This is a genomic window from Xanthomonas citri pv. mangiferaeindicae (genome assembly GCA_002240395.1).
Taxonomy (GTDB): Bacteria; Pseudomonadota; Gammaproteobacteria; order Xanthomonadales; family Xanthomonadaceae; genus Luteimonas; species Luteimonas citri_A.
In genome coordinates this window covers 1225230-1237500 of record CP016836.1, presented here as the reverse complement: position 1 = coordinate 1237500, position 12271 = coordinate 1225230, and the positions used below count along the sequence as shown (strand labels likewise).

Annotated in this window: 9 protein-coding genes, 2 tRNA genes and 3 rRNA genes (1 of these 14 running past the window's edge); 10 read left to right on the top strand and 4 right to left on the bottom strand. The window is 65.3% G+C overall.

Translation table 11 applies throughout. The features are described from left to right. From BEN78_05270 to rrf, 5 genes are all read left to right on the top strand, one after another. Positions 1 to 105: ribosomal RNA gene (locus BEN78_05270) — 16S ribosomal RNA — on the top strand (it extends 1443 nt beyond the left edge of the window). Between the two features lie 72 nt (positions 106 to 177). Further along, positions 178 to 254: transfer RNA gene (locus BEN78_05265), tRNA-Ile, on the top strand. A 51-nt stretch (positions 255 to 305) separates the two neighbouring features. Then, positions 306 to 381 (top strand) — tRNA-Ala (locus BEN78_05260). A gap of 235 nt (positions 382 to 616) precedes the next feature. After that, positions 617 to 3509: ribosomal RNA gene (locus BEN78_05255) — 23S ribosomal RNA — on the top strand. Positions 3510 to 3697: 188 nt separating this feature from the next. Beyond that, positions 3698 to 3811: ribosomal RNA gene (rrf, locus tag BEN78_05250) — 5S ribosomal RNA — on the top strand. The 16S, 23S and 5S rRNA genes sit together here with 2 tRNA genes alongside, the layout of an rRNA operon. Before the next feature lie 481 nt (positions 3812 to 4292). Here the strand turns inward: rrf and BEN78_05245 are convergent. Next, positions 4293 to 4634 (bottom strand): hypothetical protein, encoded by a 342-nt coding sequence (locus BEN78_05245; protein ASR42878.1) that lies wholly within the window; start codon positions 4632 to 4634, stop codon positions 4293 to 4295. Positions 4635 to 4734: 100 nt separating this feature from the next. Between BEN78_05245 and BEN78_05240 the strand changes: the two genes are divergently transcribed. From BEN78_05240 to BEN78_05230, 3 genes are all read left to right on the top strand, one after another. Next, positions 4735 to 5388, top strand: a complete 654-nt coding sequence (locus BEN78_05240) for a uracil-DNA glycosylase (protein ASR42877.1) — start codon at positions 4735 to 4737, stop codon at positions 5386 to 5388. Between the two features lie 108 nt (positions 5389 to 5496). Next, complete coding sequence (locus BEN78_05235) at positions 5497 to 8208, top strand: GNAT family N-acetyltransferase (protein ASR42876.1); 2712 nt, start codon at positions 5497 to 5499, stop codon at positions 8206 to 8208. Positions 8209 to 8260: 52 nt separating this feature from the next. Continuing rightward, positions 8261 to 9334 (top strand): DNA polymerase IV, encoded by a 1074-nt coding sequence (locus BEN78_05230; GenBank protein ASR42875.1) that lies wholly within the window; start codon positions 8261 to 8263, stop codon positions 9332 to 9334. A 21-nt stretch (positions 9335 to 9355) separates the two neighbouring features. On the opposite strand, the gene BEN78_05225 is transcribed toward BEN78_05230, so the two are convergent. Continuing rightward, positions 9356 to 9694: a hypothetical protein gene (locus BEN78_05225; protein ID ASR42874.1), complete on the bottom strand. Its 339-nt coding sequence runs from the start codon at positions 9692 to 9694 to the stop codon at positions 9356 to 9358. Between the two features lie 118 nt (positions 9695 to 9812). Between BEN78_05225 and BEN78_05220 the strand changes: the two genes are divergently transcribed. After that, the gene (locus BEN78_05220; protein ASR42873.1) at positions 9813 to 10487 is read left to right on the top strand and encodes a phosphoglycolate phosphatase; all 675 of its coding nucleotides are present in this window, start codon (positions 9813 to 9815) and stop codon (positions 10485 to 10487) included. Positions 10488 to 10530: 43 nt separating this feature from the next. Here the strand turns inward: BEN78_05220 and BEN78_05215 are convergent, their stop codons facing one another. Together BEN78_05215 and BEN78_05210 are read right to left on the bottom strand one after the other, a co-directional pair. Next, entirely contained in the window at positions 10531 to 11088 is a 558-nt protein-coding gene (locus BEN78_05215) for an AAA family ATPase (protein ASR42872.1), read from the bottom strand. Positions 11089 to 11149: 61 nt separating this feature from the next. Then, the gene (locus BEN78_05210) at positions 11150 to 11503 is read right to left on the bottom strand and encodes a hypothetical protein (protein ID ASR42871.1); all 354 of its coding nucleotides are present in this window, start codon (positions 11501 to 11503) and stop codon (positions 11150 to 11152) included. 187 nt (positions 11504 to 11690) lie between these two features. On the opposite strand from BEN78_05210, the gene BEN78_05205 reads away from it, so the two are divergent. Then, positions 11691 to 12248, top strand: coding sequence for a hypothetical protein (locus tag BEN78_05205; protein ASR42870.1), 558 nt, complete (start codon positions 11691 to 11693; stop codon positions 12246 to 12248). Positions 12249 to 12271: the final 23 nt, after the last annotated feature.

The following is a 12271-nucleotide window of genomic DNA, read 5'->3' as shown; positions in this document are numbered from 1 at the left end:
AGTCTAACCGCAAGGAGGACGCTTACCACGGTGTGGCCGATGACTGGGGTGAAGTCGTAACAAGGTAGCCGTATCGGAAGGTGCGGCTGGATCACCTCCTTTAGAGACAAGGCAACGATTTGCCTGTCCAGGCGTCCTCACAAGTAACCTGCACGATTGGTAATCAAGAGCAAGACTGGGTCTGTAGCTCAGGTGGTTAGAGCGCACCCCTGATAAGGGTGAGGCCGGTGGTTCGAGTCCTCCCAGACCCACCACCTGCGAGTCCCTTCGCAGAAGTACGCACGCATGTGTGGGCTTTGAAAAACGGGGCCTTAGCTCAGCTGGGAGAGCACCTGCTTTGCAAGCAGGGGGTCGTCGGTTCGATCCCGACAGGCTCCACCATCTTGATTCTTGATGACACCGATCGCTGCGCACACATCAGATTTGAACGTTGCCGGGCATTGTGGCCTGACGACAGATCTTTGAAAAATAGGGAAGTAGCGAGCGTTTGAGACAAAGACTCATACGTGTCGTGAGGCTAAGGCGGGGACTTCGAGTCCCTAAGAAATTGAGTCGTTATAGTTCGTGCCGATGATTTGTACCCATCGGTAGAAGTATGACTCCGAGGCGACTTGGGGTTATATGGTCAAGCGAATAAGCGCACACGGTGGATGCCTTGGCGGTCAGAGGCGATGAAGGACGTGGTAGCCTGCGAAAAGTGTCGGGGAGCTGGCAACAAGCTTTGATCCGGCAATGTCCGAATGGGGAAACCCACTGCTTCGGCAGTATCCTGCAGTGAATACATAGCTGCTGGAGGCGAACGCGGTGAACTGAAATATCTAAGTAACCGTAGGAAAAGAAATCAACCGAGATTCCCTGAGTAGTGACGAGCGAACGGGGAACAGCCCAAAAGTCGATATGGTTCTAGCAAAACGGTCCTGGAAAGACCGGCCATAGAAGGTGATAGCCCTGTATGCGAAAGGGCCATTTCGATGAAATTGAGTAGGGCGGGGCACGAGAAACCCTGTCTGAACATGGGGGACCATCCTCCAAGGCTAAATACTCCTGACCGACCGATAGTGAACCAGTACCGTGAGGGAAAGGCGAAAAGAACCCCGGAGAGGGGAGTGAAATAGACCCTGAAACCGTGTGCGTACAAGCAGTCGGAGCCCGTAAGGGTGACGGCGTACCTTTTGTATAATGGGTCAGCGACTTATTGTTCGTGGCAAGCTTAACCGTATAGGGGAGGCGAAGGGAAACCGAGTCTGATAAGGGCGCATAGTCGCGGGTAATAGACCCGAAACCGGGTGATCTAGTCATGCCCAGGGTGAAGGTTGAGTAACATCAACTGGAGGCCCGAACCCACTCCCGTTGCAAAGGTAGGGGATGAGGTGTGATTAGGAGTGAAAAGCTAATCGAACCCGGAGATAGCTGGTTCTCCTCGAAAGCTATTTAGGTAGCGCCTCATGTGAATCTTCCTGGGGGTAGAGCACTGTTATGGCTAGGGGGTCATTGCGACTTACCAAACCATTGCAAACTCCGAATACCAGGACAGACTGCATGGGAGACACACGGCGGGTGCTAACGTCCGTCGTGAAAAGGGAAACAACCCAGACCCACAGCTAAGGTCCCAAATTATCACTAAGTGGGAAACGATGTGGAAAGGCACAGACAGCCAGGAGGTTGGCTTAGAAGCAGCCACCCTTTAAAGAAAGCGTAATAGCTCACTGGTCGAGTCGGTCTGCGCGGAAGATTTAACGGGGCTAAGTGATAAACCGAAGCTTGGGGTGCACAACTTGTTGTGCGCGGTAGAGGAGCGTTCCGTAAGCCGTCGAAGGCGGATTGAGAAGTCCGTTGGAGGTATCGGAAGTGCGAATGCTGACATGAGTAACGATAATGAGGGTGAAAAGCCCTCACGCCGAAAGCCCAAGGTTTCCTTGCGCAACGTTAATCGACGCAGGGTGAGTCGGCCCCTAAGGCGAGGCAGAAATGCGTAGTCGATGGGAAGCTGGTTAATATTCCAGCACCTCGCATAAGTGCGATGGGGGACGGAGAAGGTTAGGTCTACCAGGCGTTGGTTGTCCTGGAGAAAGGCGGTAGGAGTGGGTCTTAGGCAAATCCGGGACCCTTTAACTCCGAGCACCGAGACGAGCTCATTAGAGCGAAGTGACTGATACCACGCTTCCAGGAAAAGCCCCTAAGCTTCAGCTTATGCAGACCGTACCGTAAACCGACACAGGTGGGTAGGAAGAGAATTCTCAGGCGCTTGAGAGAACTCGGGTGAAGGAACTAGGCAACATAGCACCGTAACTTCGGGAGAAGGTGCGCCCTTGATCGTGGCTCGTGCGAGCTATAGCGATCGAGGGCCGCAGTGACCAGGCCGCTGCGACTGTTTATCAAAAACACAGGACTCTGCAAACACGAAAGTGGACGTATAGGGTCTGACGCCTGCCCGGTGCCGGAAGGTTAATTGATGGGGTCAGCCGCAAGGCGAAGCTCTTGATCGAAGCCCCGGTAAACGGCGGCCGTAACTATAACGGTCCTAAGGTAGCGAAATTCCTTGTCGGGTAAGTTCCGACCTGCACGAATGGCGTAACGATGGCGGCGCTGTCTCCACCCGAGACTCAGTGAAATTGAAATCGCTGTGAAGATGCAGCGTTCCCGTGGCAAGACGGAAAGACCCCGTGAACCTTTACTATAGCTTTACACTGAACGTTGAGTTCGTCTGTGTAGGATAGGTGGGAGGCTATGAAACTGTGGCGCTAGCTGCAGCGGAGCCAACCTTGAAATACCACCCTGTCGTGCTTGACGTTCTAACCTAGGTCCGTTATCCGGATCGGGGACCGTGTATGGTGGGTAGTTTGACTGGGGCGGTCTCCTCCCAAAGAGTAACGGAGGAGCTCGAAGGTACGCTCAGCGCGGTCGGACATCGCGCACTGTGTGCAAAGGCATAAGCGTGCTTGACTGCAAGATCGACGGATCAAGCAGGTACGAAAGTAGGACTTAGTGATCCGGTGGTTCTGTATGGAAGGGCCATCGCTCAACGGATAAAAGGTACTCCGGGGATAACAGGCTGATACCGCCCAAGAGTTCATATCGACGGCGGTGTTTGGCACCTCGATGTCGGCTCATCACATCCTGGGGCTGTAGTCGGTCCCAAGGGTATGGCTGTTCGCCATTTAAAGTGGTACGCGAGCTGGGTTCAGAACGTCGTGAGACAGTTCGGTCCCTATCTGCCATGGGCGTTGGAGATTTGAGAGGGGCTGCTCCTAGTACGAGAGGACCGGAGTGGACGAACCTCTGGTGTTCCGGTTGTCACGCCAGTGGCACTGCCGGGTAGCTATGTTCGGAAGCGATAACCGCTGAAAGCATCTAAGCGGGAAGCGCGCCTCAAGATGAGATCTCCCGGGAGCTTGACTCCCCTGAAGGAACCATCAAGACCAGGTGGTTGATAGGCTGGGTGTGTAAGTACAGCAATGTATTGAGCTAACCAGTACTAATGATCCGTGTGGCTTGACCATATAACCTCAAGTTGCTTCGCAATCCGAAGCATCCTTGGCCCTACGACACGTACAGTCGTCCCAATGTTCGCTACTTCCCAACCTCTGAGAGCGTGAGCGCCGGTATGGCGAGTCCCTCGCATAAAGCCCGCACTTCCATGTGCGGACTGTCCAAAAATGCGAAGACTCCCCACATCCTGGCGACCCTCCACCCTCTCCCTGGTGACAATAGCTGTATGGAACCACCCGATCCCATTCCGAACTCGGAAGTGAAACGTACATGCGCCGATGGTAGTGTGCATCTAGCATGCGAGAGTAGGTCATCGCCAGGGTCTTTACCCTAAACCCCCGCCGGATTCCGGCGGGGGTTTTTCTTTGCGCGGCTTCGTTGTTTGCCGCGGGCAACGGCCTGACTTACTTCGGACAGGCAGCAGCCCGCCGCCCGGTAGCCGCTCTTCCCTCGGCAAGGCATCCTGCCTTGACTCGGGCGCGCGCCCGCTCCGCTTCGCGGATCGGTCCGGCCCGGCGAAGCACGCCGGGCGTTCACCCGCTCGCGCGGCATGCCGCGCAAGCTAAGCGGGCTCACCCATGGCGCGCTTGACGCAGCCACCGGCCGCCAGGCCGCGGCTGTGGAGGTTGGGCGTGTGACTTCGGCGAAGAAGCGTGACCCGTCCATCAAAGTTGAATCGAAAACCGGGGCCAGAGTGCAATTTCGAGCCGAAATTGCACTCTGGCCCCGGTTTTGCGGAGCGATTCACTAAGCGGAATGGGCGGGCGATTGAGTCAGAGCAACCTGCGTGCTTTGGTGTCGGATCAGCGGCGCAGGCGCCGCAGTTGTGCCAGATCCTCGGCGATCGCGTCCAGGCAGTTCGCCTCCATGCTGCGATAGAGCGCGAGGACTTCGTCTCCCAACGGCGTCAACGCCGCCCCGCCGCCGCCCTTGCCCCCAGTCAGCGTCGCCGCCACTGGCGCACCGAAGTAGAGGTTCATCTCTTCGACCAGCTGCCAAGCGCGCCGATAGCTCATCGCCATGCGGCGACCGGCCGCCGAGATTGAGCCCGTCTCGCGAATGCCCGCCAACAGATCCGCCTTGCCCGGCCCGAGCATGACGCTGTCGAGGCGGATCCGCAGCTGGAAATCGGAAGACGTGCGCATGGGCCCAGCTTAGTGGACGCTGTCATGCCCGAGAAGCGATGCAGCCGGCACGCCTGTTGTCGTCACTGCCTGCCGACACCTCGATTGCGAGCGTGTCGCCATGGCCGTCAAGCCGACAACGCCCGCCAGCTCCACGTGGATGGCCAAGCCCGTCGATGCGATTCCGAACGGCGCGCTGTCCCGGCTTCGCGCCGAGGCGGCACAGTGCCGCGCCTGCCCGCTGTGGCGGCCAGCCACCCAGACCGTGTTCGGACGCGGGCCGGCGTCTGCTCGGCTGGTGCTGGTCGGCGAGCAACCCGGTGACCGCGAGGATCTCGCCGGGCAGCCCTTCGTCGGTCCCGCGGGGCAACTGCTGCGCGAGACCCTGGCGCAGGTCGGCATCGATACTGCGTCGGTCTACCTCACCAACGCAGTCAAGCATTTCAAGTTCGTACCGCGCGGCAAGCGTCGGCTGCACCAGCGCGCCAATGCGAGCGAGCAGGCCGCGTGCCGGCCCTGGCTTGCAGGCGAACTGGAGCGCATCGCGCCCGCGGTGGTGGTCGCGCTGGGGGCAATGGCCGCGCAGACCTTGTTCGGCAATGCCTTCCGGGTCTCGACCCAGCGCGGCGCCTGGCAGACGCTGCCCAACGGCCGGCGCGCGCTCGCGACCTGGCATCCGTCCGCGCTGCTGCGCATGCGTGCGCCCGACCGGGCGCAGGCCGAACATCAATTCGCGCAGGACCTGGCCCGTGTCGCCGACCATCTGATGCGTTGACGCGAGATTGCGTGCCGTGCGGCGCCTGCGTCGGTTCGCCTCAGGCAGTGTGCGCCTGGCCTCGTGTATCGTCAGGGTCTCGTCCAGCGGGAGGCCAGACGCGCGCCGATGAGCATCTATGCACTGGAATCGGTGTTCCGACCGGCGTCGGTCGCCGTCGTCGGCGCCAGCCCGCGGCCGCGTTCGCTCGGGCGGCTGGTGCTGCAACAGTTGCGCGACGGCGGGTTCACCGGCCCCATCGGGCTGGTCAATCCGCGTCATGCGCAGATCGATGGCGTGGATGCGGTGACGACGCTCGAGGCGCTGCCGTTCGCGCCTGAATTGGTGATCATCGCCGCGCCGCCGGCCGACGTTGCCGACGTGGCCCGCGCCGCCGCCGACCGGGGCGCCAAGGCCGCGATCGTGCTCACGCGCGACATGGGCAGCGGGCCGGGCTCGCATAACGCAGCGCTGGCCGAGATCGCGCGCAGCCGCGGTCTGCGCATCGTCGGGCCGAACTGCCTGGGCGTCATCGCGCCGCATGCGCGGTTGTTCGCCAGCTTCGCCGCGCACGCGCCGGCACCGGGCGAACTGGCGCTGATCTCGCAGTCGGGCGCCGTGGCCGCCGGCATGATCGAGTGGGGCCGCTCGCGCGGAATCGGATTCTCGGCCGTGGCCTCGCTCGGCGACGGCTTGGATGTCGACTTTGCCGACCTGCTCGACTACTTCGCCACCGACCGCCGCACCCGCGCGATCCTGCTCTACGTCGAGCGCGTACGTGACGCCCGCAAGTTCCTCTCGGCCGCGCGTGCCGCCGCACGCGCAAAGCCCGTGGTGGTGGTCAAGCCTGGCCGGCATGCGCGCAGCGCCGAGCCGCCGCAGACGCACACTGCCGCGCTGGCCAGCCCGGATGCGGTCTACGACGCGGCGTTCCGGCGCGCCGGCTTGCTTCGCGTGCATGCGCTCGACGAACTGTTCGCGGCCGCGGCGACGCTGTCGCGGTTGCGGATGCCGCCCGGCAATCGCTTGGCGGTGATGACCAACGGGATCGGCGTGGGCATGCTCGCACTCGACCGCCTGGTCGACCTGGGCGGCGAGCGCGCTGCACTGTCGGACACCACGCTCGAGACGCTCGATGCCGCGTTGCCGCGCGGCTGGTCGCGCCGCAACGCGGTCGACATGCTCGGCGACGCCGACGGCCCGCGCTACGCCACGACTCTGGCCGCGCTGCTGCAGGACCAGGACAACGACGCGATCCTGGTCATGAACGTGCCGACCGTGCTGTCTTCGCCGCCCGAGGTCGCGCGCGCCGTCGTCGAGACGCTGCGCGCGCATCCGCGTGAGGCCGCGCGTAAGCCGGTGTTCGGCGTGCTGGTGGGCGAGCATCCCGAGGCGCGGCGGATTCTGGCCGACGCCGGCGTGCATGCCTTCACCAGCGAGGCTGGCGCCGTGCGCGGCTTCATGTATCTGGTGCGACACCAGCAGGCGCAGCGCGCGTTGATGGAAACGCCGCCGAGCCTGCCTGACGACTTCAACGTCGATGTCGCCGGCGCACGCGCGGTTGTCGAGGCGGCGCTCGCCGACGGCCAGCGCTGGCTCGACCCGCCAGCGATCGCCCGGTTGTTTGCCGCCTACGACATCCCGATCGCCGAGGCGATCCCGGTGCCCGATGCCGACGCGGCGGCCGGGGCGGCGGCGGCCCTGCTCGAGCGTGGCGGCGCGGTGGCGGTGAAGATCTGGTCGCGCGACATCCCGCACAAGTCCGACATCGACGGCGTGCGGCTGAACCTGGCGAGCGTGGACGCGGTGCGCGAGGCCGCGGACGAGCTGCTGCGCTGCGCCCGGGCCGCGCGCCCGCAGGCGCGGATCGACGGCGTCACCGTGCACCCGATGGTCGTGCGGCCCAAGGCGCGCGAACTGATTGCCGGCATCGCCGACGACCCGACCTTCGGCCCGGTGGTGGTCTTCGGCCGCGGCGGCACCGCGGTCGAGATCATCGACGACAAGGCCCTGGCGTTGCCGCCGCTGGATTTGCGCCTGGCGCACGAGTTGATCGGACGCACGCGCGTGGCGCGCATCCTCAAGGCCTACCGCGATGTGCCGGCGGCCGACGAACGGGCGGTGGCGCTGCTGCTGGTGAAACTGGCGCAGATGGCCGCCGACATTCCCGAGATCCAAGAGGTCGACGTCAATCCGCTGCTCGCCGATCGCGATGGCGTGATTGCGGTCGATGCGCGGGTCGCAGTGGGTCCGGTGCAGCGGCTGCATCCCGGCCGAGGACACCCGCGTTTTGCGGTGTTCCCGTATCCGAAGGAGTGGGAGCGCACGATCGCGCTTGGCAATGGCAGCGATGTGTTCGTGCGCCCGGTGCGCCCGGAGGATGAGGCGATGTTCCTGCGCTTCTTCGAACGGGTCAGCACCGACGACCTGCGGCTGCGCTTCTTCAGCGCGGTGCGTCACTTCAGCCACGAATTCATCGCCCGGCTCACCCAGCTCGACTATGCGCGCTCGATCGCGCTGGCGGCGATCGACCCGGCCAGCGGCGAGATGCTCGGCGCGGTGCGCCTGCTGGCCGACGCCAACTACGACACCGGTGAGTACGGGATCATGGTGCGCTCCGATCTCAAGGGCGCGGGCCTGGGCTGGCGGCTGATGCGGATCATGATCGAGTACGCCCGCTGGCAGGGGCTGCGGATGGTCGAGGGGCAGGTGCTGCGGGAGAACACCACGATGCTGGCGATGTGCCGCCAACTGGGGTTCTCGATCACCGCAGACCCCGACGATGCGACCGTGGCGATCGTGCGCCTGCCGATCGTGGCCGAGCCGCCGCCGGCGATCTGAACGCCGGCCGTCGGCCTCGCGCCGGCGCCCGCCGCGCCGGCGATAATGGCGCGTGCGCAAGATCCTCCACATCGACATGGATGCGTTCTACGCGTCGGTGGAGCAGCGCGACGATCCGTCGCTGCGCGGGCGGCCGGTCGTCGTGGCCTGGCGCGGGGCTCGCTCGGTGGTCTGCGCGGCCTCCTACGAGGCCCGACCCTACGGCGTGCGCTCGGCGATGCCGGCGGTGACCGCCGAGCGGCTATGCCCGGATGCGGTGTTCGTGCCGCCGGATTTCCCGCGCTACAAGGCCGTCTCGCGGCAGGTCCGCGAGATCTTCCTGCAGCACACCGACCTGGTGCAGCCGCTGTCGCTCGACGAAGCCTATCTCGACGTGACCGCCCCCAAGATTGCCTCACCCAGCGCGACCGCGACCGCGCAGGCGATCCGTGCACAGATCCGTGAGGCGACCCAGCTGACGGCGTCGGCGGGCGTGGCGCCCAACAAGTTCCTGGCCAAGATCGCCTCGGACTGGCGCAAGCCTGACGGCCTGTTCGTGGTCAAGCCGGGCCAGGTCGAGGCGTTCCTGACGCCGCTGAAGGTCGGCCTGATCCCGGGCGTGGGCAAGGTCATGGAGAAGAAACTCGCCGAGCTCGGCGTGACCACGGTCGGCGAACTACGTGGGCTGTCGCTCGACGCGCTCGAGCGACGTTTCGGCAGCTTCGGCGCGCGGCTCTACCAACGCGCGCGCGGCATCGATGAGCGTCCGGTCGAGCCGGACCAGCCGGTGCAGTCGATCTCCTCGGAGGACACGTTCGAGACCGACCTGCCGCTCGAAGCGCTGGCGCCGATGATCGAACATCTGGCGGAGAAGACCTGGGCGGCCACGCGCAAGACCGCACGCGTGGGCCGGACCGTCGTGCTCAAGCTCAAGACTGCGCAGTTCCGCATCCTCACGCGCAGCTTCACGCCCGATGCGCCCCCGGCTTCCCAGGCCGAGCTCACGCGGATCGCGTTGGCATTGCGCGAACGCGTGGATCTGCCGGCCTCGACCCGCTACCGGCTCGTCGGTGTCGGCCTGGGCGGCTTTCGCGAGCCCGAAGACCTGCCGCAGCAGGCTGGCCTGTTCGGCGAGGCCGAGCTTTAGCCGGCGTCGCTCTAGCCTGCGTCAGGCCGGCTGCCAGTCGAAGCTCAGCGTCTCGTCGCGTGCAAAGCGCTGCAGGTGGTTCTCGATGACCTGCTGATAGCGCGTGATCGCGTCGGCATCGGGCTGGGTGAGCACGATCCGCAGCGCATCGCCCTCGACGACGAAGTCCGCGCCCGCGGCGTCGCCGGCGAACGGGATGAAGGCGTGCGCGTCGTGGTCGCGGCGGATCTCGAACTTGTGCCGCCAGTGGTTGCACAGCGTGCGCAGCAGGCGCGGGGCATCGTTGGACCGGGAGGTGGCGGTTGTGGTGATCGGCATTGCAGGACTCCAGAGCGGGCGGCATCGCCGCGGAGCGAGCATAGGCGCGCGCCGTACGCCTTGCACATGGAATCGGGCGAACGCAGCGTTGCAGGCGGCAAGCCGCGACGCGATGGCCCACACTAGGCAGCTTCCCCGCACGACGAGACGAGGCACAGGCGTGAACGATGCATCCACGACGGCGACCGGCTTTCCCTGGCCGGTGGCGCTGTTCGATCTCGACGGCACCCTGGTCGACAGTGCATCGGACATCGCCGCATCGGTGAATCGCTTGTTGGCCGAGCTCGGCCATGCCCAGGTCGACGAGGCCACCGTACGCAGCTGGATCGGCGATGGCGCGCGCCAGCTCATCACCGCGGCGTTGCGGCACGCCGGCGACGGACGCGATGTCGAGACGGTGATGCCGCGCTTCATGCAGCATTATCGCGACTGCCTGTTGCTCGATCCGCAGATCTATCCCGAGGTGCCCGAGACCCTGCAGGCGCTGCGCGCGGCCGGCGTGCGGATGGCGGTGTGTACCAACAAGCCGGCGCCGTTCGTCGGCCCACTGCTCGAGGCGCTGGATCTGGCGCAGTACTTCGACGCGGTGCTCGGCGCCGGCGAGTTGCCCGAGCGCAAGCCGCATCCGTTGCCGCTGCTGCATCTGGCCGCGCATTTCGGCGTCGACATCGGGCAGTGCCTGATGGTCGGCGACTCGTCAGCCGATGCCGGTGCGGCGATCGCCGCGGGGGCGCCGCTGGTGCTGGTGACCTACGGCTACCGGCGTGACTTCGACCTGCATGGCTGCGGCGCGCGCGCCGTCATCGACCGGTTCGGCCAGTTGCTGGCGCTCTGAGCAGACGCGCTTCAATGGACGCGCGCTGTCGGCGTCGCTGGCGCTAATGCGCCTGCAGCCAGGCCTCGGTCTGGGCCGGAGTGTGCAGCCGCACGACTGTCAGCTGCGGATAGGCCGCCTCGATGCTGGGCATGCGTTCGGCCCATTTGTGCAGGGTCACGGCCTGCCAGCGCAGGATGTTGACGTTGGGATCGCACGACAGCAGCCGCCACAGTGGGCGCTCGACGTTGCCGTTCCACAGCCGCGTGCGCATCACGCTGCGCACCAGAGTGCGGCGCAGCAGCCGGCGACGCACCAGTGCTGCCGGGTAATCGAGCCACAGCAGCAACTGCGCACGCGGTCCCAGGATGCGGTCGGTGCCCTGGCTGACGTACTGGAACTCGGTGACCCAGCGCGGCTCGGCGGCGAAGGCGCGGACATCGTCGAGAAACGTCGGCCGCGGCGTCCAGTCGGGGCCGTGATACAGGGCGTCGATCTCGATGTGGCGCAGACCCCAGCGTGTGGCCAGACGTCGGGCCAGCGTGGTCTTGCCGCTGCCGGTGACACCGGCGACGAGCACGCGCTGGGGAACGAACGGCAGCGGAGCGTGGGGGTCATGCATCCGGGGATGCTATCGCGGCCGGCGTGGGGGACGCGCCGACGCGTTGCGCCTGGCATGACGGTCACGCGGTCGCTGATGGCCGCGCCCTGTCCGCGAGCGCCGCGAACCATGCCGCATACGGCGAATTGCCGACCAGGTGCCGGTTGTAGTCGGGAGCGCCATCGGTCCACCACACCGGGCCGCGTTCGCCCAGGCCGCGTTTGGCGGCATCCACCTGTCGGCGTGCGCGGGCGAGCGCCTTCGCATCGTTGGCCGCAAGCGCCGCCTTGACCGCGCGGCGCGCATCCATCAGCGTCGATACCAGCTGCTGGCGCGCGGGCTCGTCCAGGTGCGGATTGGTGCTGCGCCACAAGCGCCCGCGCACCACCAGATAACGGCCGTCGGGGGTCTTCAGCGGCGGCGCTGTGCGGGTCATGCGGTCTGCGGCCGGCAGATCATCGCGGTGTTCGGCTATGGCTGTCGCGCAACGCACACGATCGCATGACGTCTGTTTCACGCAATGCCAAGCCCAGGTTGGCGAGCATCCAGGGTCCCGGCTGCGTGCAGGCGCGGTCGCCCAACAGGAGGTCCCGATGTCCACACCCCCTTTCGCCCGGTCGCGCGTGCGTACCGCGGCCCAGGCCACCGTCCTGGGTCTGATGTCCGGCATGCTGCTCGCGGCCTGTGCGCCCGCTGATGATGCGCCAACGGCCGCCCAGCCCGAAGCGCCCACGCCGGCACCGGCGCAGGCGCCTGCCACCGACGCGGCCGCGCCCAGTGCAGCGGGCGGCACCGAGGGCGGCGACGGTTCGCAGATCGAGCTCGGCACCTTGAGCGAACGCGACATCGCCGATGCGGCGTTGGCCGGCGAACTTGCATGCAGCTTCGCGCAAGACGGCCAGGCGCCGTTGTTGTTCGCAAAGGGCGTGGTCGGCGCCGCCGAGCCTGCGCAGGGCGTCGTCAAGGTGAGCGGTGTCGTCGAGCCGGTGCGCGCACCCGGTGGCTTCGACGGCATGACGAAGAACCCCACATTCACCGGACGCGGCACGACGATCCATATCGTCGAGACCGGCACGGCGTCCAACGGCGGCGAGTCGCCCCCGCGCCCGGCGACGTTGACCTACCAGCGCGGCGATGGCGCGAGCCGCAGCCTCGAGGGTATGTGGCAATGCGGGCCATGAGCGGCGACGCGGCCTGATCCAGT